Origin of the sequence: Streptomyces flavofungini (genome assembly GCF_030388665.1) — a bacterium.
In the GTDB taxonomy this organism is placed as follows: domain Bacteria; phylum Actinomycetota; class Actinomycetes; order Streptomycetales; family Streptomycetaceae; genus Streptomyces; species Streptomyces flavofungini_A.
The window spans coordinates 1,001,601-1,021,605 of the sequence record NZ_CP128846.1; the positions used below are offsets into that span (position 1 = coordinate 1,001,601).

Genomic DNA, 20,005 nt, shown 5'->3' on the forward strand with positions numbered 1-20,005 from the left:
CGACGACTCGGATGGCGCAGGCCCCGGCCGCGTGCCACCCGTTCGCGCCCGCCCTTTCGCACGCCGCGCGCGCTGCGCATAGCGTTTTTCCCACGCGCACCGGACGCGGCCGAAATGCCGCGTTGAGAGGGGATAGAGAATGTCTTCGTCCCGGCCTTCGGAAGAATTCGACGAGGAGGAAAGGCAGCGGAAACGCGCACCGTGGGGCGTCATGGCGCTGGTCCTGCTGACCGGTCTCGCCCTGATCCGCAACGGCTCCGGCGAGTTCGACGCCGGCCCGCCGCAGCCCGCTTCGGCCGCCGCGGCGGACCGCGCCCCCGCCACGTCGAACGGCCCCGCCCCGCTGGCGTTCTCCCCCGCCGACCGCGTCCGCATCAAGGCGATCCGGGTCGACGCGCCCGTGATGGCGGTCGGCCTGGACGCCGAGGGCTGGGTGGACGCGCCGCCGCCGGACGACCCCAATCTGGCGGGGTGGTTCACCGGGGCGGTGTCGCCGGGCGAGAAGGGCACGGCGGTGGTCGTCGGACACGTCGACAACCAGCGCGGACCCGCCGTCTTCTACGGCCTCGGCTCGCTCAAGAAGGGAAACCGTGTCGAGGTCCTGCGCAAGGACCGGCGGACGGCCGTCTTCGAGATCTACGGCATCGAGGTCTTCGACAAGAACAACTTCCCCGGCGGCCGCGTGTACGCGAGCGGCCCCACGCCCGAACTGCGGGTCATCACCTGCGGCGGCGGCTTCTCCAAGCAGAACGGCTACGACGGGAACGTCGTCGTGTTCGCCCGCCTCGTCGAGGTGCGCTGACCTACCCGGGCCGGGCGGCCGCGACGGCCGCCCGGCCCGGCGCCTAGGTGTGCTGTCCCGGCACGGTCAGCCGGTACCCCGCGTCCACCAGCTCCGGCAGATAGGTCCGCAGCGCCTGCACGCTCTGCGAGCGGTCGCCGCCCGCGTCGTGCGAGAGCACCACGACGCCGGGGCCCGCGCCGCCGAGGACGCGGCGCACGATGGTGCCGGTGCCGGGGGTGCGCCAGTCGAGGGTGTCCACGGTCCAGGCGAGGGGCTCCATGCCGAGTTCGGCGCCGAGCTCGAAGGCCGCCCGGTTCCAGGCTCCGTACGGGGCCCGGAACCACTGCGGTGGCCGCCCCACCGTGGCGTCGACGATGTCGCAGGTGCGCTCCATCTGGCGGCGGATCGACGCACGGGAGAGCCGCGGCAGCAGCGGGTGGCTCCAGGTGTGGTTGCCGATCACGTGCCCGTCGTCGACCATCTCGCGCAGCAGGTCCGGATGGGCCGCCGCCATCTCGCCGCACACGAAGAACATCGCGCGGGCGTCGTGCCGCCGCAGGGTGCGCAGGATGTCCGTGGTGTAGCGCGGGTCGGGCCCGTCGTCGAAGCTCAGGACCATGGAGCGGGCACGTCCCGGCAGCCGCAGGATCGGCGCGCGGCGCACCGGCGGGCGCGCGGGCGCGCCGCGCTCGGGCCCGTACCCGGTCATGGGGCGCAGCCGGTACGCGGCGGCCCGCGCCGGGGACTTCGGCGCGCGGCCGGTCTGCGGCCCCGCGGCGGGGCCGGCCGCCCCGGTTCCGGAGGCGACCCTGCCGGGGGTCGCGGCGGTGTCCGCGGTCAGGAGCCGGGCCGTGGTGGCCGCGCCGAGCACGGCGGCACAGCGGAGCAGCGCGCGGCGCCCCGAAGGCATCTGATCGGTTTTCATCATTAATCCGTCGCACGGCCGAAGGCCGCGGCCCCTGTGCGACACCGTCGGGGCGCGCGATTGCACCCGATGGGACCAGCCGGACCGCGCGGCGGCGGGCCGGTCAGCGGCGGCGGACCAGCGGGAACGGCAGCGTCTCGCGGATGGTCAGGCCGGTGAGGAACATGACGAGCCGGTCGACGCCGATGCCGAGGCCGCCGGTGGGCGGCATGGCGTACTCCAGGGCGTCGAGGAAGTCCTCGTCGAGCTCCATGGCCTCGGGGTCTCCCCCGGCGGCCAGCAGCGACTGCGCGGTGAGGCGGCGGCGCTGCTCGACGGGGTCGGTCAACTCCGAGTAGGCCGTGCCCAGTTCGGTGCCGAAGGCGACGAGGTCCCAGCGTTCGGCCAGGCGCGGGTCGGCGCGGTGCTGGCGGGTGAGCGGGGAGACGTCGGTGGGGAAGTCCTTGTAGAAGGTGGGCAGCGTCGTCGGCTCCTCGACGAGGCGTTCGTACATCTCCAGGACGATGTCGCCGCGGCCGTCGTCGATCGTGTACGGGACGTGGGCGCGGTCGCAGAGCCGGTGCAGGGCGGGCAGCTCGGTGTCCGCGTCGACCTCCTCCCCCAGCGCCTCGGAGATCGCGCCGTAGACGGTCTTGACGGGCCAGGTACCGGAGATGTCGTACTCGGTGACGGCGCCGTCGGCACCGGTCTTGCGGGCGACGGGGGCGCCGAAGGCGGCGGTGGCGGCGCCCTGGATGAGTTCGCGGGTCAGGTCGAGCATGACGTCGTAGTCGGCGAAGGCCTGGTAGGCCTCCAGCATCGTGAACTCGGGGTTGTGCTTGTAGGAGATGCCCTCGTTGCGGAAGGTGCGGCCCATCTCGAAGACCTTCTCCATGCCGCCGACGCAGAGCCGCTTCAGGTACAGCTCGGGGGCGATGCGCAGGTACAGGTCGAGGTCGTAGGCGTTGATGTGGGTGGTGAAGGGGCGGGCGTTGGCGCCGCCGTGGATCTGCTGGAGCATCGGTGTCTCGACCTCCAGGTAGCCGCGGTCGAGCAGGCCCTGGCGCAGCGCCTGGACAGCGGTGGAGCGGGCGCGCACGGCGTCGCGGGCGGCGGGGCTCGCGACCAGGTCGAGGTAGCGGCGGCGGACCTTGGCCTCGGGGTCGGCGAGGCCGCGGCGCTTGTCGGGCAGCGGGCGCAGGCACTTGCCGGTGAGCTGCCAGGAGGTGCCGAAGACGGTCAGCTCGCCGCTGTCGCTGCGGCCGACCTCGCCGGTGGCGGTGACGTGGTCGCCGATGTCGGTGCCCGTGGTGAAGGCCTTGAGGACGTCCGGCCCCGACCGGTCCCGGGTGAAGGCGAGTTGGCGGTCGCCGGACCAGTCCCGCAGCACGACGAAGACGACGCCGCCGAAGTCGCGTACGAGCATGACGCGGCCCGCGACGGTGACCTGATCGCCCATCATGTCCGGGCGGATCGCGGCCAGTTCGTGGGTGCGGGGGGCGATGCCGACGGGGTAGGGGTCGACGCCGTCCGCGCGCAGCCGGTCGAGTTTGCGGTGCCGGATGCGGATCTGCTCGGGCAGGGCCGCCACCGGGTCGCGGGCGGTGTCGTCGGCGGCCGCGCCGAAGCCGAGCGCGGTGAGGGACGGCAGGCCCTCGGTGGTGGCGGGCTTGGTGACGCCGCGGGGCTTGGTGTGGCCCTTGCCCCACAGCGTGCGCAGCGAGGGCACGGAGACGAAGCCCTCGGCGATGCCGGAGGCGAGGCTGATGCGGGCGAGGGAGCCGGTGTCGCCGTAGCAGATGAAGCGCGGGTACCACTCGGGGTGGTACTTGGCGTTGGAGCGGTACAGCGCCTCCAGCTGCCACCACTTGGAGAAGAACAGCAGCAGCCGGCGCCAGAGCCGCAGCACCGGGCCCGCGCCGATCCGGGCGCCCTCCTCGAAGACGGACCGGAACACGGCGAAGTTCAGCGAGATCCGCCTCACCCCGAACTTCGGCGCCACCGCGCACAGTTCGGCGACCATGAACTCCATGACGCCGTTGGGCGCGCTGCGGTCGCGGCGCATCAGGTCGAGGGAGATGCCGTCGCGCCCCCAGGGCACGAGCGAGAGGAGCGCGAGCAGGCGGCCGTCGGCGTCGAGGGCCTCGACGAGCAGGCAGTCGCCGTCCTCGGGGTCGCCGAGCCGGTCCAGGGCCATGGAGAAGCCGCGCTCGGTCTCGGTGTCCCGCCAGGCGTCCGCCTTGTCGATGATCTCCTCCATCTCCTCGTCGGTGAGGGTGGAGTGGCGGCGCACGCGGGCGGTGGCGCCGCTGCGCCGGACCCGGTTCACGGCCTGGCGGGTGACGCGCATGTCGCGGCCGTCCAGGTCGAAGTCGGGCACGTGCAGGATCGCCTCGTCACCGAGTTGCAGCGCGCCGAGCCCGGCGCGGGCGAAGGCCTTCGCGCCCTCCTCGGATGCGCCCATCACGGCAGGCGCCCAGGCGTAGCGCCTGGCCACGTCCAGCCAGGCCCCGATGGCGTGCGGCCAGGCCTCGCGGTCCCCGACGGGGTCGCCGCTGGCCAGGCAGACGCCCGCCTCGACGCGGTAGGTCACGGCCGCCTTGCCGCTGGGTGAGAAGACGACGGCCTTGTCGCGCCGCGTCGCGAAGTAGCCGAGGGAGTCCTGGTCGCCGTACCGGCCGAGCAGGGCGCGGATGCGGGGCTCCTCGTCGCCGTGCAGCGCCGCTTCCATGCGCTGCGAGCGGAACAGCGTCATCGCGGCGTTCAGGAGGGCGAGCGCGCCGAACAGGCCGAGGAAGAAGAACAGCGGGCGCGGCGGCGCGCCGTCGAAGTAGTCGTGGCCGTGGATGAGCCCGCCGAAGACCCGGTTGGCCGCCCACAGCAGCCGCTCGCCGCGCGGCAGCGTCCCGGGGAACAGCTCGACGAGCCCCCAGCCGAGGAGCACCGCCACGCCGAGCCCCGCGGCGAGCACCCCGACGGCCCGCCGTACGGCGCCGCGCCGCGAGTCGGCGTAGAACTCGCCGCGCGCCAGGATCAGCAACACCAGCGCCCCGCCGCACACCACCAGGGACGGCACCGACTCGGACCAGTAGCCGAGGGCGATGCCGAGCACGTCGAAGGCGAGCAGCAGGCCCAGGTAGATGACGACGAGCCACCACGCGACCTTCTTGCGGGCGGCGATGGCGGCGGCGAGCAGGAAGAGGAAGACGGCGTACGCGAGGTTCGCGCTGACGGGGACGGTGATCAGGTCGAGGAAGCGGATCACCGGCCGCAGCAGGTGCCGCAGCGGCGCGATGACGGCGAGGACGGCGCAGAACAGGCCGAGGGCGCCGAAGAACCCCGCGAAGCCCTCCGGGACCTTGGCCAGGGCGCGCCGTCGCCCGGCGCCAGGGGCTGCGCCCGGCTCGGCCTCGGACTCACTCATGCACCCGACTCTAAGAACCTCGGGCCGCGTCCGCCCGTCGGCCGCCCTCTCGGGGCCGGGGTCGTGCCCGGCGAGGAGCGAGGAGGTCGTGCCCCGGCAGGGGAGCGGGGAGCTGCGCGAGCAACCGACGCAGAGCCGCAGCCGCGTCTGCCGAGGGCCCCGCAGACGCGTCTGCGGCTGTTTCGTGGCTCGGCGCGCAAGTTCCCCGCGCCCCTGCCGGGGCACGCCCCACGACCCGGGGGTCCCGGGGCGTGGGCTAGCCTCGGAGGGTGACGGAAGACGCCCCTGAACAGGCCCACCAGTTCGAACGCGGCACCGATGGGCCGAAGGTGATCGTCGTCGGAGTCGACGGCTCGGACTCCTCGCTGCGCGCGGCGGCATATGCCGGAGGGCTGGCCCGAAGGCAGCGGGCGCTGCTCGCCGTGGTCTACGTCCAGCCCGTCCTCGCCGCGGGCGCGGCCCTCGGCGCGCCCGTCGCGGACACCACCGAGGCCATCGCGGAGAACCTGATCGCCGAGATCCGCGACGCCACGGAGCGTGTGAAGGGGATATTCGACGTGCGCTGGGAGTTCCACACCTTCCGCGGCGACCCCTACAACGGCCTGGTCAGTGCCGCCGACGAGCTCAAGGCGGACGCCGTGGTGGTCGGCGCATCCGAGCAGGCCGGGCACCGCATCGTCGGCTCCGTCGCGGTGCGTCTGGTGAAGGCGGGGCGCTGGCCGGTCACCGTGGTGCCGTAGCCCGTGGTGCCGTAGCGCCACCCCCGGGGCACCTCAGGAGGCCGTCGTAGGCCGACCGGGCGAACCTCGCCCCCGGCGCGCGCCCGCCCGCGCGGGGGGTGCGTGGCGTCTCTTCCGCCTCGGGCCGCTGGGCCATCATGATCGGCCATCAGCCGACCGCCGCCAGCGAAGAGGTGAAGCCCATGGCCGGACCGCGACCGGGACAGGGCGTCCTGCGCCGCAAGCCCATCGACCGCATCGAGGAGACCGAGGCGGGCGGTGCGGGGGCGCAGCTCACCCGCACGCTCGGCCTGTGGCAGCTCACCGCGATCGGCGTGGGCGGCATCATCGGGGCGGGCATCTTCACGCTCGCGGGCACCGTCGCCAACGAGAAGGCGGGCCCCGCGGTCCTCATCTCGTTCCTGATCGCGGGCGTGGCGAGCGCCGCGGCCGCGTTCTCCTACGCGGAGTTCGCGGGGCTCATCCCGAAGGCGGGCTCGGCGTACACCTACGGGTACGCGGTCCTCGGCGAACTGGTCGGCTGGTTCATCGGCTGGGATCTGATCCTGGAGTACACGGCGATCGTCGCGGTGGTCGCGATCGGTATCTCCGGCTACTTCAACTTCCTGCTCGGCGAGATGGGCGCGGAGCTGCCCACCTGGATGCTGGGCGCGCCCGGCACCGGTGACGGCCACAAGGTCGACCTGTTCGCCGCCGTGCTGTGTCTGTTCATCGCGTACATGCTCACGCTCGGCATCAAGAACGCGGCCCGCTTCGAGATGGTCGTCGTGGTCCTGAAGGTCCTCGTCGTCCTCCTCGTCATCGGCGTCGGCTTCTTCCACGTCGAGACGGGCAACTACTCGCCCTTCTTCCCGTTCGGCCTCAGCGGCGCCTTCACGGGCGCGGCCACCGTGTTCTTCGCGGTCTTCGGGTACGACGCCATGTCGACGGCCGCCGAGGAGTCCAAGGACGCGCAGCGCCACATGCCGAAGGCGATCCTGTACTCGCTCGCCATCTCGATGGTCCTGTACGTCCTCGCCTGTCTGGTCCTCACCGGCATGCAGGACTACAAGGACATCGACCCCGAGAGCGGCTTCTCCTCCGCCTTCAAGGCGGCGGGCCTCGGCGGGCTCGCGGACGTCATCGCCGTCGGCGCGATCATCGGCATCCTCACCGTGATGTTCACGTTCATGCTGGGCTGCACGCGGGTGTGGTTCTCGATGAGCCGCGACGGGCTGTTGCCCAAGTGGTTCGCGAAGACCAGCGAGAGCCGTCACGTGCCGACGCGCGTCACCTGGATCGTGGGCTTCGCGTCCGCTGCCATCGCCGGGTTCCTGCCGATCGGTGAGGCCGCCGAGCTAACCAACATCGGCATCCTGCTCGCGTTCGTCGTGGTGTGCGTCGCGGTGATCGTGCTGCGCTACAAGCAGCCCGGCCTGCCGCGCACCTTCCGCTGCCCCGGCATGCCGGTGGTGCCCGCGATCGGCGTCGTCTTCTCGATCTGGCTGATCACGTTCCTGGAGTGGCAGACCTGGGTCCGCTTCGCCGTGTGGTTCGCGCTGGGTCTGGTGGTGTACTTCGCGTACTCCTACCGCAAGTCGGAGCTGGCGCGGACCGATCCGGGGACGGCGGGGAAGAACACGCCGTAGCCGCACGGCCGGCCCATCACCGAGAGAGGACGACCGATGCGCAGAGTGACCTACTCGATGAACGCCTCGCTCGACGGCTACATCGTCGGGCCGGACGGCGGCTTCAACTGGACGGAGCCGGACGCGGAGGTCTTCCGCTTCTGGATCGACGACATCCGGGGGGTCGACGTCCATCTGATGGGGCGAAAGCTGTACGAGACGATGCTGTACTGGGAGACCGCCGCCCAGGACCCGGCGCTCGACGAGGCCGGGCACGAGTGGGCCGCCCTGTGGAATCCGCTGCCCAAGGTGGTGTTCTCCACCACCCTGTCGACGGTCGAGGGCAGTGCCCGGCTGGCCACCGGCAGCGTGGCCGAGGAGATCGAGCGGCTGCGGGCCGAGCCGGGCGAGGGCGAGATCGCCATCGGCGGCGCGACCCTGGCCGCCGAGGCGGCCGCGGCGGGTCTCATCGACGAGTACCGGGTCATGGTCTACCCGGTACTCGTCGGCGGCGGCATCCCGTTCTTCGCCAAGGACGAGCGCCGCGTGGACCTCGAACTCGTCGAGACCCGCGCGTTCGGCTCAGGCGTGGTCTACCTGAACCACCGCGTGGTGCGCTGAGGCCCGCCCCACCGGGTCCGGTGCGCCGCCGGACCGGTCCTAGCGGCCCATCACCAGGCCGTCCTCGGCGGCGCCCCGGCTCAGCGTGACGCGGCGGATGCGGTCGCGGACGTCGGCGACGTCCGCGCCGCGGGCGAGGGCCGCGTTGAGGTTGACGACACGGCCCGCGTCCGTGTCGAACCAGAACGGCACGAACTCGGCCTTGCGCACCTCCCAGCGGTCGCCGGGGCGTTCGGGGGCGGCGAAGGTGAAGCGGCCCGCGGTGCCCTGGTTGCCGCGCGGGTCACGGGCGCCCGCGTGGTTGATCATGTCGCCGGCGATCTGGTCGCCCATGCCGTAGACGATCCAGGTCCCGTTGACCTTCTCGTAGGCCTGCGGGACGTGCGCGTGGGTGCCGATGATCAGGTCCACGTCCGGCCGCCCCGCGGTGCGCGCGGACGTCAACCGCTTGCCGAGGTCGAGCTGTTGGCGGTCCGGGGCGTCCTGCCACTCGCTGCCCCAGTGCAGCGAGACGACCACCACGTCCGCGCCCGCCTTCCGGGCCGCCCGGGCGTCGGCCAGGATGCGGTCCCGGTCGATGAGGTTGACCGACCAGGGCCTGCCCTTGGGCAGCGGAATGCCGTTGGTGCCGTAGGTGTACGCGAGTTGGGCGACCTTCGCGGAGCCCGCGCGCAGCCAGGCCGGGGACCGGCCCTCGGTGGCGGTGCGGCCGGAGCCCGCGTGCTTGACGCCCGCCCGGTCGAGGGCGTCCAGGGTGCGCTGGACGCCGTCGGCGCCGTCGTCGAGGGTGTGGTTGGACGCGGTGGAGCAGGAGTCGTAGCCGGTGGCCCTGAGCGCGGTGGCCACCTGCGGGGGCGACTTGAAGGAGGGGTAGCCGGTGTAGTCGCCGTTCGCGCCGTACACCGTCTCCATGTGACAGATCGCCAGGTCCGCCTTGGCGACCACGGAGCGCGCGCCCGCGAGCATCGGGCCGAAGTCGTAGCCGTCGCCGCCCGCGTCGGCGTTCGCCTTGCGGATGATCGAGGCGTGCGGCAGGACATCGCCGGATGCGACGAGGGTGAACGTCCGCGCGTCGCCCGCGCCGCCACCCGCCGCGGACGGCGCGGGCGCCGGGTGCCGGGGCGCGGACGCGCGACCCTGCCCCTGCCCGCTCTCCGCGGACGGCTGTTGCGCGGCACAGGCCGCCGTGGCGCCGACGAGGGCGGCGGTGAGGACGGCCACGGCCTGGCGGGTACGGCGGGTGCGCCGGGTGCTTCGGCTGGGACTGTCGCTCAGCGTGAGGCTGCCGGGCCGGGCGGGGCGTGTGCGCTGTGTCATCGACCGGACTTCCGTATGGGGAGTTCTTATGTAAAACAGATCCACATACGGATATAAGGGTGAGTCAAGGAGCAATGCCGTGCAATTCACCGAAACGGACTTAAACCCAGAGTGATGTGACCCGAAGAACACAGCCGCCCCGACCTGCGGCGAAACCGGCTCCAAGGTCAAGGCTCCGTAAAGCGCCTTGCTCAGCACCCCCATTGAGTAATCGGCTGTCCTCATCCGTGTTCCGGGTCGGGGGGCCAGAAGCCGGTGACGCGTACACGGAGCACAGGAAGGCGGAGCGTGATGCTGCACGAGAGCACGGACGGTGCCCAGGGCCCCGGCGGCGACGAGCTGACGGTCCCGATGGCGTGGCTGTACGCGGAGTACATCGCGGACGAGTTGCTGCGCACCGGCGACCTGATGCCGCCCACCTCCTTCGAGTACCGGGCCGGCCGTGACGCGCTCGCGCTCACCATCTTCCTGTCGGACACGCGCGGCGAGCTGTCCTGTATCCGCGTGGTCTCGCAGCTGGACACCTGGCTCTCCCTGACGGCGCACGACGAGCACTGGCAGGAGTGGGTCCGCGAGCGCATGGACGGCGTCACCGCCGACGCGATGGCCGCGCGCGGCCCCGCGCCCGACCTCGTGCTCGCCGAGGCCGCGTGGCGCTGGCTGGAGGAGACGGAACTCCTCGCGCCGGACCTGGACGCGGTGCCCGGCGGCGGGTCGATCCTCGGCGAGGACGAGGGGCCCAAGGTGTGGACCCCCGCCTGGCGGCTCGGCCTGCCGCTCGGGCACCTGGCCATCCAGCTCTTCTGACGGGCCGCTGCGGGGCCCGCCGACGGCTCCGCCCTCGGCATCCAGTTCGATCTCGGCGGCCCTTGAGTGATTCGGTGGCCGATTGCGTACGGGAGGGCGAGAAGCACCCTCACCGACAAGGAACGCCATGAGGTCCCTGGAGCGGCATCACGACGCCGGCGCCTACGCGCTCGGCGTCCTGGACAAGGCGGACGCCTTCCGCTTCGAGGACCACCTCACGGAGTGCGTCCACTGCCGGGAGCGGGTGTCCGAACTCGCCGTGCCCGCACGGCTCCTGAAGACCCACGGCAGGTCCGTCGCGTACGTCTTCGACCCGACCGCGGCCCCCGACCCCCGGCTCCTCGACCGCCTCGTCGACGAGACCGGGCGGCTGCGCAGGGCCCGCCGCCGACGGTGGCTCGGCGCCGTCGCCGCGGGCGTGGTGCTCGCCGTCGTGGGCCCCGCGGCGGCGGTCCTGAGCGCGGGCGGTGGCGACGGGGCGCTGCGGGTCGCCGCGCACGACGGGCGCAGCGGGATGGCGGCCGTGCTCACCGCGCGGGAGCGGGCGTGGGGCACGGAGGTCGGGATCCAGGTGCACCAGGACGGGGGCGCGGGCCGTCGGGTGTGCGAGCTGGTCGCCGTCGGGGACGACGGGTCCCGTGAGGTCGTCACGACGTGGCGTGCGCCGGGTCCCGCACGACCCGGGCGGGCGGCACAGCGGGAGTGGGAGACCCGGGGCGGCACCGCGCTGCCGTCCGACCGGATCGACCGGTTCGAGGTCCGGGACGCGGAAGGACGGCGGCTGCTCACGCTGCGGCCGCGTTAGCCGCGGGCAACCCCGGCACAGGGGAGCGGGGTTGCCCGCCCCGGCACCGGCGGCGGACCGCGCGGCCGGTGCGACGGGCCCGGCGCGGGTGTCGGCGGGCTACTTGAGGAATCGCGACGTGCGGCGGTCCGCCAGCGGCTTGCCGCCGGTCTGGCAGGTGGGGCAGTACTGGAGGGAGGAGTCCGCGAAGGAGACCTCGCGGATCGTGTCGCCGCAGACCGGGCACGGCTGCCCGGCCCGCCCGTGCACGCGCAGACCGGACTTCTTCTCGGACTTCAGGCGCGCCGCGGCGAGCCCGCGCGAGCGCGTCACCGCCTCGTCCAAGGTCGCTCGCAGGGCCTCGTACAGCCGCCGCGTCTCCTCCTCGGCGAGGCTGCCCGCGAGCTTGTACGGGGACATGCGGGCGGCGTGCAGGATCTCGTCGCTGTAGGCGTTGCCGATGCCCGCGATCAGGCTCTGGTCGCGCAACGCGCCCTTGATGCGGCGCCGTTCGCCGTCGAGGAGCCCCGCGAACCGTGCCAGTGTGAAGTCGGCCGCCAGCGGGTCGGGGCCGAGGCGGGCGATGCCGGGCAGCGCGGCGGGGGCGTCGGTGACGTACACGGCGAGTCGCTTTTGCGTTCCGGCCTCCGTGAGGTCGAAGCCCGCGCCGGTCGCGAGCGCGACGCGCAGCGCCAGCGGCCCCTTGCCCGGCCGCGGCGCGCCGCTCGGCAGCGGGTCCTTCCACTGGAGCCAGCCCGCGCGGGCGAGATGCGTGACGAGCCACAGCCCGCCCGCGTCGACGGCGAGGAACTTTCCGTACCGGGCGACACCCGTCACCTCGCGCCCTTCGAGCGCGGTCACCGGCGGGTCGTACGTCTTCAGGACACTGACGGCCACCGGCAGGACCCGGACGATCTCACGCCCGGTCAGCTCCCCGGCGAGGAAGTCCCGCAGGGCCTCGACCTCCGGCAGTTCCGGCACGACCGCCTCACCCCTCACCCGTCCCGTCACGTGAGGGCACGATGAACTCGCACCACACGCACTTCCCGACACCCCGCGAGTCGACACCCCACACGTCCGCGAGCCGGTCCACGAGCAGCAGCCCGCGCCCGGACACGCCGTCGTCGGAGGCCGCCCGCAGCCGGGGCAGCGCGCTGGAGGAGTCCTCGACGTCGACGCGCAGGCGCCGGTCGGCGCCCGACACCACCCGCAGCGTGACGATCGCGGTGCCCTCGGTGTGCATGAGGGCGTTGGTGATCAGCTCGTCGGCGGCCAGTTCGATCTCGTCGGCCCGGTCCCGCGCGCCCCACGCGCGCACCGCGGCCCGGATCATGTGCCGCGCCTCCGCGAGGGCCTCCGGGTCGTTCGGCGCGACGTGCTGCTGGAGGCGGCCGCCGGAGCGCGGCGCGTCCACCACGCGGCGGCGCATCAGGAGCAGCGCGGCGTCGTCGTCGCCCCGGCCGTCGTCCACCCGCCCGCACAGCAGGTCGGCCAGGTCCTCCAGGTCGGCGGGGCCGACGGAGACCATCTCGGCGAGGGCCTGGGTGCCGTCGTCGAGGTCGGCGCCCGGCTCCTCGACGAGGCCGTCGGTGTAGAGCAACAGCATCTGGTCGGGGTCGAGTTCGAGGGTGGTGACGGGGTAGTCGAGGCGCCCGAACTCGGCGGACAGGCCGAGCGGAAGGCCGCCCGCGACCGGCACCCGGCGGCAGGTGCCGTCGGTCAGGCGCAGCAGCGGGTCGATGTGCCCGGCGCGCACGAACTGCACCACGCCGGTGCTGAGGTCGGCCTCCGCGTACAGGCAGGTGGCGAAGCGGTCGGTGTCGAGTTCGTGCAGGAAGCCGGAGGCGCGGGCCATGACGGTGGCGGGGGTGTGGCCCTCGGCGGCGTACGCGCGCAGCACGATGCGCAGTTGGCCCATGACGGCGGCGGCGTGCGTGTCGTGGCCCTGGACGTCGCCGATGACGGCGCCGACGCGGCCGCCGGGCAGCGGGATCACGTCGTACCAGTCGCCGCCGATGTCGCGGCCGACCGCCGCGCTGCGGTAGCGCACGGCGATGTCGGCGCCGGGCACGCCCGGGATGGAGCGGGGCAGCATCGCCTGCTGGAGGCCCTGGGCGAGGTCCTTCTCCTGCTCGTAGAACATGGCGCGCTGCAGGCTCTGCGCGATGCTGCTGCCGAGCGCCACCAGGACGGTGCGTTCCTCCTGGGTGAAGCCGGTGCGGTCCTGGTAGAGCAGGCCGAGGACGCCGAGCGGCTTGGCCTGGGCGATCAGCGGCAGATAGGCGGCCGAGGCGATCCCGAGGTGCTCGATGTGCGGCCAGAGCAGCGGGTACGAGGCGGCGAACTCCTCCGGCGTCTCGATGAAGCGCGGCGAGAGCGTGCGCACGGCCTCGCTCATGGGGTACTCCTCGTCGACGCGGGTCAGGCGGGTGCCGGGCACGTAGCCCTCCGGCGGACCCTCCGCGACGAGCCGGATCCGGCCGGCCTCGACCAGTCCCATCACCAGGTGCGAGGCGCCGAGGTGCGCAAGGCCCTGGGCGTCGCTCAGCACGTCGATGACGTCGGCGACGGTTCTGGCGTGGGCGAGCGCCGCCGTGGTGCCCTGGACGACGCTGGTACGGCGGCGCCGGTCGGCCTCCGCCTCCACGCGCTCGCGGTGCGCGGTGCTGTCGCTCAGCTCCCGGGTGGCGTCGCGCACGATGCCCACGATGCGCTGCGGCCTCCGGGAGTCGTCGCGCAGGACGTGGCCCTGGGTGTGCCGCCAGTGCAGGCTGCCGTCGCGAAGCCGCACCCGGAAGTAGGCGCCGTAGCCGCTGTCGCCGCTCTTGAGGGCCTGCGACACCTGGACGTCCAGGCGGTGGCCCTCCCCCGCCGGCACCCGGACGGCGAGGCTCTGCGGCCTGTTGTCGAACTCGTCACGCCGCAGGTCGAAGAGGGCGAGGCCCTCGTCGTCCATGAGCAGCTCGCCGCTCCTGAGGTCCCACTCGAAGCCGCCCATGCCGAGCCCGGCGCCGTAGGTGTCGAGGAAGCAGCAGGCGCCATCGGCAGCGGGCGCTGCAAAGCCGCCGCCGCAGCGCCGCATCGCTACCTCGACACCTTCCGTGCCCGCGTCCATGGGCCAACGCTAGGCCGACCCTCGGACGGCCGCATGTGGACGGCCGCCGACCTGCGGCGCGGCCCGCGCGCACCCGCCCGTCAGCGGCCGCGGGCACCGGTCGGGAGCGAGGGGCAGCCGGGCGGGAGCGGGGTCTGGGGACCGCCGAAGGGGTCGCCCGTGCCCGGCGTGGGACAGTCGGGCGAGGTGCCGTCCGCTTCGGGGGTGGTGGGGCCGGGGACACGGTCGGAGGGGTCCGTGGCGTCCGACGGGTCCGTGTCGGAGCGGTCGGAGGGGTCGGAGCGGCCGGAGGGATCGCCGGGGTCCGTGGCGTCGGACGGGTCCTGGAACTCGTCCGGGTCGCCGGAGTCGCCGGGGTCCGTGGAGTCGGTGGCGTCCGTCGGGTCGGTGGAGTCAGAGGGATCGGCCGGGTCCATGGAGTCCGAGGGGTCCGTGGAGTCCGAGGGGTCCGTGGAGTCCGAGGGGTCTGTCGGCGAGGGCTCCGGGGGCGGCACGGGCCGGTCGTCCTTGCCGTGCTCGTCGCCGGTGCGCCGCTCGATCCAGGTGTTGTTGACGATGTTCACGATGACGATGACGGTGATCGGCCGGGGCGCGGGCGTCACCACGACGACCTCGGCGGGCCGGTAGCCCTGCCACTGCTGCCCGCTGTGGACCGGGGCCTGCCGGAAGGCGACCGGCGGCCGCAGCGGGTTGCCGCAGGCGCAGCGCACCCGGGGCAGGCCGCGGTCGTCGACGAGGACGGCGGTGCCGGCCTGGAGGACGGACTGGTAGGGGGTCGCGCGCCCGTCGCGGTAGCCGTGGTTGGTGACGCGGGTGTCGGCGCGCAGGACGACGGGGGTCAGGCCTCGCAGGTAGGCGGGGACCTGGTCCTGCGCGATGCCGACGGCCCCGGCGAAGGCACGGGCCCGCGCGAGTTCGGCGGTCAGGTACTGGATCTGGCGGCCGACGTCGCAGCTGGCGACGCGCTGCGTACCGCCGTACAGGCCGGGGGTGCCGCCCGCCAGGGAGCGCAGGCCCCGGTCGGAGGGCGACGAGGAGCCGCTGGGGGACGGTTGCGCCGACCGGGTGACGGCAGGCGAGGGCTCGGCGGACCGGGCGGTGGAGTCCGTGAAGGGGTCGGGCCCCTGGGCGGCCACGGGTTGCAGGAACAGCTCGCGTCCGCTGTCGTCCTGCTTCTTCTTCTCCTGGCCGCCGCTGTCCGAACCGGAGCATCCCGCGACGGTCAGCACCGCGGATATCCCGAGGGCCGTCGCCCACGTTCTGGTGGATGCGCGCACGGGGGGTCTCCCGCCTGTTGCCGGGGCTTTCGTCCCTCATTGTCTGGCGGGCGGAGCGGGGCCCCGCAAACGGAGCCGGGGCGGGCGTGGCTCCGGGGAGAGGGCGGGACCCTAGGGCTTGTCCGGCCACTGCCAGCTCATGCCGTAGATGCCCTGTCGGCACTGCGCGGCGTACAGGTGGGCCGTGCCGGAGGTGTCCACGGGCAGGGGGCGCACCTTGCGCTGCGGCGCCGAGGAGTTCTCGCGGTAGTACGAGTGGCAGAGCGCGGGGTGGCGGTCGTGGGGGAAGTACACGTGCAGGAGATAAGCGTCCTGGTTGCCGCGGATGCCCCGCTCGTGGAATCCCGTCGGGCGGTCGTAGGGGGCGGTCCTGATCTCGTAGTCGACGGCCACGGTCTCGCCCAGCGTCAGCGGACGGCCGAAGCCGATCCGCAGCAGCACTCCCCCCGAGGTCGCGTCCTGCCGCAGCGACTCCAGGCGCCCGCAGCGCACGGTCGCCTCGGGCAGCCGGCCGTCGGGATCGTCGAGGAAGTGCAGGTTCATCATCTGCTCCGGCCCGTCGGCGACGGCGCGGACCACGTGATTCACGATCAGGCGGCGGACGCAGCCGCGCCGGTCCAGGTGCAGGACCTCGCGGGTGAGGAGCACGACGATGTCCCGGTTGAAGTCCGCGAAGGAGTCCCCGAGCGCCTGCTCCTGCCAGGACTCCTGGCCGTACAGGCGGCGGGTGGCGTGCTCGTCGGTGCGGGCGACCCGCCGTCCGCGCGGGCGCTGGGGCGGCAGGAGCGAGGAGAGGCCGCCGGGAGGCAGGTCGAGGATGCTCTCCAGGGCGACCACCGCGCGCAGTGAGTCGGAGCGCTCGGGCCGGGTGCGATCGCGCTGCCAGTAGCTGAGGGTCGCGGGGGTCAGCCGGATGCCGCGGGCGGTCAGCCGCTCGCAGATGCGGTCCAGGGGGAGCCCGCGCCGACGCACCGCCTCGCGCAGCGCGACAGCGAACGGAGCGGGGCGTTCCGCCGAAAGGGCCGACGCGCGGGCCGATTCCGTATCGGTTTCCTTGGTGTTCGGCTTGTTCGGCGTCGGCCCGGATGTATCCGTCACGAATTCCGCCCCTCCCGGCATGACAGATGACGGCCCACGGCCCCGCTACCAAACCCCGCCAGGACCGCGTACGTCAATATCCGGAACGCCCCTTCCCGATCACCTTTCGCCCGCGTCAACCTCTGGACGAGCACCGATCGTTGCGCCCGCGTCGCTCTGAGGCACCAACGCATTCCCCGAGTTCGCGCATTAAGTGTTTACGTCTTTCGCCTTAAGACCCCGTGCCCCGCCATGTCTTGTGGGACCCCCCGAACCGACGGGAGGGTTTCGCCCACAGCGCGGTCCGGGAAATCCCGCGAACCGCGCCGATGGCGGTTCGGTGCACCGAATGACCCCACCCCGGTGCACCGAACTTCCATGAGCCCCCACTCAGTTGAAAGGCATTCAGATGGCGCATGCTCGGCATTACATACTCGCCGCCGCCGCGGCGACAGCCCTGGTGGCCACGACCGGCGCCACCGGCGCACAAGCCGACGCTCCCCCCACGCCGCGCTACGAACCGCGGATGATCGAGGCTCTGGCCGACTCCCTCGGCGTGAGCGACTCCGCCGCCGTACGACACCTCGACGATCAGGCCTCCCAGCAGCGCAGACTCGACCGGCTCCGGCAGGACGGCGTCCGTACGGACGGCGCGTTCTTCGACGCGAAGGGCACCCTGACGGTGAACGTCGGTGCCGCCCGTGAGGCGAAGAAGGTGCGCGCCACCGGCCTGACCGCCCGCATCCCGAGCCGGGGCGAGGCCGAGCTGAACCGCATCACCGCCGCACTCGACAAGGCCGCCGCGAAGCGGGTACCGACCGGCGTCGCCTCCTGGGAGGCCGACCTGGCCTCCGACCGGGTCAAGGTCACCGTGACCGACTCCTCGACCCCGGCGGCGCGCGCCTTCCTCAAGGAGGCCCGCGGCCACGGGGACGCCGTCCGCGTCGTCAAGAGCGACCGCGAGCTCCAGGCGAAGGCGGCCGTCGCGCCGGGCAGTCGGATGAACATCAACAACAACCCGGGCTCGTGGTGTTCGGTCGGCTTCGGCGCGAAGAACTCCTCCGGCCGGCAGTACCTGGTCACCGCGGGCCACTGCGTGACCGGCAACCCGGGCCTGTACTTCAACGGCTCGAAGTTCGCCTCCGGCTCGACGACCCGCTTCGCGCTCGGCCGCGACAGCGTGGACATGGGCCTGGCGACGGTCGATGCCGGCTCCTCCATCACGACGTCGGTCGGCACCTGGGGCAACGGCGCCTCGGTCGCGGTGCGGGGCAGCCAGCGCGCGGCGGTCGGCGCGAGCCTCTGCAAGTCCGGCTCGACGACCGGCTGGACCTGCGGCAAGGTCAACGCCTACAACGTCACCGTGACCTACACCGACCGCAACGGCGGCCCGGACACCGTGGTCAGGGGCCTCGGCCGGTCCACGGTCTGCGTCGAGGGCGGCGACAGCGGCGGGGCGTACATCGCGGGCAACCAGGCCCAGGGCATGACCTCGGGCGGCCCGACGAATCAGTCCTGCGGCGGGGTGAACGACCAGGGCTCGTCGTACTTCCAGCCGTTGGACGACACGCTGCGGTACTACGGCCTGACCCTCAACACCAACTGAGGCGGCTCGCCGCGGCCCCCGCCGGTCCCCTCCGCCTCCTCACTGGTCCCTTCGGTCCACGCTGAACACAGTGACCGCCACGGCGGCCAGCGCCCACACCGCGTACACGGTCCAGGCCCCGCCCATCGACCACGGGTACTCCCCCAGGTGCCCGCCGGGCTCGGTCAGCCGTCGCCACGCGGGGTAGGGCAGGGCGTGGGCGATGAGGACCGACCAGTAGCGGTCGGGGCTGACGACCATGGGCAGCACCAGGAGCGTCACGACAGTGGCGATCATGGTGCTGCCCATGTGGCGCAGGAGCATGCCGAGCGCCATGCCCGTCAGCGCGGCGATGGGGGTGAGCAGCGCCGACGCCAGGACGACGCGCAGGGCGCCGGGGTGGTCGAGGGAGACTCCGAGGTCTCGGGCGGACAGGATCGCCTGCGTCGAGAAGAAGGACACGAAGGCGACGAGCGCGCCGAACACGGTGGTCACCGCGGCGACCACGGCGGCCTTGGCCGTCATCACCGCGCGGCGGGCGGGCACGGCCGCGAACGTCGTGCGGATCAGCCCGGTGCCGTACTCCCCCACGACCGTCACGGCGCCGATCGCCCCGGCGGCGAGGAGGTGGATCATGGCGGCGTTGGTGGTGAAGGCTTCGGCGAGGGGGAGGCCGTCGCGGACGAAACGGTCCGCGTCACCCGGGGCCGCGTCGGTCCAGGAGCTGTACGTGTCGTACGCCTGGCCCACGTTGAAGCCGATCACGGCGAGCGCGGTCACCAGATACGCCCACGGCGTGGACCGCAGCGACCAGAGCTTCAGCCACTCCGCGGCGAGGAGGTCGCGGAAGCGGGCGGCGGGCTCGCCGGTCACCTCAGCCGGGTGCGGGGTGGTGCCGGTGGTGGCTTCCGATGCGGTGCCTGAGGCGGTTCGTGACGTCATCGTGCTTCTCCCGCGGGGTATTCGACGCTGTCGGCGGTGAGTTCCATGAAGGCCTCCTCCAGGGACGCCGAGCGTGGGGCCAGTTCGTGCAGCGGCAGGGCGTGCCGGCAGGCGAGGTCGCCGACGCGGGCCGCGTCCAGGCCGGTGACGGTGAGCAGCGGCCCTTCCTGGTGGACCACGGCTCCCTCGGCGGTGAGGACCTGAGCCAGGTCCGCGGCGCGCGGGGTGCGCACGGTGACGTTCGCCCCGGTGCCGCGGGCCGCGAACCGCGTGAGGCTCTCGGCCGCGATCAGCTCGCCGCGCCCGATGACGATCAGTTCGTCGGCCGTGTTCTCCATCTCGGACATCAGATGGCTGGAGACGAAGACGGTGCGGCCCTCGGCGGCCAGGCGCCGGAACAGGCCGCGCACCCACAGCACACCCTCCGGGTCGAGGCCGTTGAGCGGCTCGTCGAAGAGGAGCACCGGCGGGTCGCCGAGCAGGGCGGCGGCGATGCCGAGGCGCTGGCGCATGCCGAGCGAGAACCCCGCGATGCGGCGGCGCCCCGCCGCGCCCGCGAGCCCGACCTCGGCCAGGACCTCGTCCACACGGCCGCGCGGGATGCGGTTGGAGCGGGCGAGCACGGCGAGGTGCGCGGCCGCGCTGCGGCCGCCGTGCATGTCGCCCGCGTCGAGCAGCGCGCCCACGTGGCGCAGGCCGCGGGGCCGGTCCCGGAAGGGGCGGCCGCCGACGGTGACGGAGCCGCCCGTCGGGTCGTTCAGGCCGAGGATCATGCGCAGGGTGGTGGACTTGCCGGCGCCGTTCGGCCCGAGGAAGCCCGTGACATATCCGGGTCGCACCGTGAAGGACAGGTCCTTCACGGCCGTCGTCGCGCCGTAGCGCTTCGTCAGGTCCTTGACTTCGATCATGCGTTCAACGGTGCCCGGGGCGGGGCCCGTCCCGCATCGGCCCGCCGCCGACAATCCGGGCCGCCCGGTGTCGACCCTGGTTGTACACCCGTGGGCCGATTCCCGCCGCTGAG

At 73.2% G+C, this 20,005-nt stretch carries 16 protein-coding genes; 7 read left to right on the forward strand and 9 right to left on the reverse strand.

What is annotated here, in order from left to right:
- Positions 1-139 precede the first annotated feature (139 nt).
- Positions 140-802 (forward strand): class F sortase, encoded by a 663-nt coding sequence (locus tag QUY26_RS04365; protein WP_289943774.1) that lies wholly within the window; start codon positions 140-142, stop codon positions 800-802.
- Positions 803-845: 43 nt separating this feature from the next.
- Here QUY26_RS04365 and QUY26_RS04370 read toward each other — a convergent pair whose 3' ends face one another.
- Positions 846-1,709, reverse strand: coding sequence for a polysaccharide deacetylase family protein (locus QUY26_RS04370; RefSeq protein WP_289943775.1), 864 nt, complete (start codon positions 1,707-1,709; stop codon positions 846-848).
- Between the two features lie 103 nt (positions 1,710-1,812).
- On the reverse strand, positions 1,813-5,112 hold the full coding sequence (lysX, locus tag QUY26_RS04375; RefSeq protein ID WP_289943776.1) for a bifunctional lysylphosphatidylglycerol synthetase/lysine--tRNA ligase LysX: 3,300 nt from the start codon (positions 5,110-5,112) through the stop codon (positions 1,813-1,815).
- Between the two features lie 269 nt (positions 5,113-5,381).
- Here lysX and QUY26_RS04380 point away from each other — a divergent pair, with 269 nt between their 5' ends.
- The 3 genes from QUY26_RS04380 to QUY26_RS04390 all read left to right on the forward strand — a co-directional run bounded on the left by QUY26_RS04380 (position 5,382) and on the right by QUY26_RS04390 (position 8,080).
- Positions 5,382-5,852, forward strand: a complete 471-nt coding sequence (locus QUY26_RS04380; RefSeq protein WP_289943777.1) for a universal stress protein — start codon at positions 5,382-5,384, stop codon at positions 5,850-5,852.
- Between the two features lie 182 nt (positions 5,853-6,034).
- A complete protein-coding gene (locus QUY26_RS04385; protein ID WP_289943778.1) occupies positions 6,035-7,480 on the forward strand; it encodes an amino acid permease in 1,446 nt (481 codons plus the stop codon).
- Positions 7,481-7,516: 36 nt separating this feature from the next.
- Complete coding sequence (locus QUY26_RS04390; protein ID WP_289943779.1) at positions 7,517-8,080, forward strand: dihydrofolate reductase family protein; 564 nt, start codon at positions 7,517-7,519, stop codon at positions 8,078-8,080.
- Positions 8,081-8,119: 39 nt separating this feature from the next.
- Here the strand turns inward: QUY26_RS04390 and QUY26_RS04395 are convergent, their stop codons facing one another.
- Positions 8,120-9,397, reverse strand: a complete 1,278-nt coding sequence (locus QUY26_RS04395) for a CapA family protein (RefSeq protein WP_289943780.1) — start codon at positions 9,395-9,397, stop codon at positions 8,120-8,122.
- A gap of 291 nt (positions 9,398-9,688) precedes the next feature.
- Between QUY26_RS04395 and QUY26_RS04400 the strand changes: the two genes are divergently transcribed.
- Together QUY26_RS04400 and QUY26_RS04405 are read left to right on the forward strand one after the other, a co-directional pair.
- On the forward strand, positions 9,689-10,204 hold the full coding sequence (locus QUY26_RS04400; protein ID WP_289943781.1) for a hypothetical protein: 516 nt from the start codon (positions 9,689-9,691) through the stop codon (positions 10,202-10,204).
- 127 nt (positions 10,205-10,331) lie between these two features.
- Positions 10,332-11,009 (forward strand): zf-HC2 domain-containing protein, encoded by a 678-nt coding sequence (locus QUY26_RS04405; RefSeq protein ID WP_289943782.1) that lies wholly within the window; start codon positions 10,332-10,334, stop codon positions 11,007-11,009.
- Positions 11,010-11,108: 99 nt separating this feature from the next.
- Here QUY26_RS04405 and QUY26_RS04410 read toward each other — a convergent pair whose 3' ends face one another.
- The 4 genes from QUY26_RS04410 to QUY26_RS04425 form a co-directional block, all read right to left on the reverse strand.
- Positions 11,109-11,969: an Fpg/Nei family DNA glycosylase gene (locus tag QUY26_RS04410; protein WP_289943783.1), complete on the reverse strand. Its 861-nt coding sequence runs from the start codon at positions 11,967-11,969 to the stop codon at positions 11,109-11,111.
- 7 nt (positions 11,970-11,976) lie between these two features.
- Positions 11,977-14,103, reverse strand: a complete 2,127-nt coding sequence (locus tag QUY26_RS04415) for a SpoIIE family protein phosphatase (RefSeq protein WP_436840264.1) — start codon at positions 14,101-14,103, stop codon at positions 11,977-11,979.
- Between the two features lie 80 nt (positions 14,104-14,183).
- The gene (locus tag QUY26_RS04420; RefSeq protein WP_289943784.1) at positions 14,184-15,380 is read right to left on the reverse strand and encodes a DUF6777 domain-containing protein; all 1,197 of its coding nucleotides are present in this window, start codon (positions 15,378-15,380) and stop codon (positions 14,184-14,186) included.
- Between the two features lie 111 nt (positions 15,381-15,491).
- Complete coding sequence (locus tag QUY26_RS04425; protein WP_289943785.1) at positions 15,492-16,478, reverse strand: hypothetical protein; 987 nt, start codon at positions 16,476-16,478, stop codon at positions 15,492-15,494.
- A gap of 388 nt (positions 16,479-16,866) precedes the next feature.
- On the opposite strand from QUY26_RS04425, the gene QUY26_RS04430 reads away from it, so the two are divergent.
- The gene (locus tag QUY26_RS04430; RefSeq protein ID WP_289943786.1) at positions 16,867-18,063 is read left to right on the forward strand and encodes a S1 family peptidase; all 1,197 of its coding nucleotides are present in this window, start codon (positions 16,867-16,869) and stop codon (positions 18,061-18,063) included.
- Between the two features lie 39 nt (positions 18,064-18,102).
- Here the strand turns inward: QUY26_RS04430 and QUY26_RS04435 are convergent, their stop codons facing one another.
- Positions 18,103-18,984, reverse strand: a complete 882-nt coding sequence (locus QUY26_RS04435) for an ABC transporter permease (RefSeq protein ID WP_289943787.1) — start codon at positions 18,982-18,984, stop codon at positions 18,103-18,105.
- Entirely contained in the window at positions 18,981-19,892 is a 912-nt protein-coding gene (locus QUY26_RS04440) for an ABC transporter ATP-binding protein (protein WP_289943788.1), read from the reverse strand. Before QUY26_RS04440 ends, QUY26_RS04435 begins: the two co-directional genes overlap by 4 nt.
- Positions 19,893-20,005 lie beyond the last annotated feature (113 nt).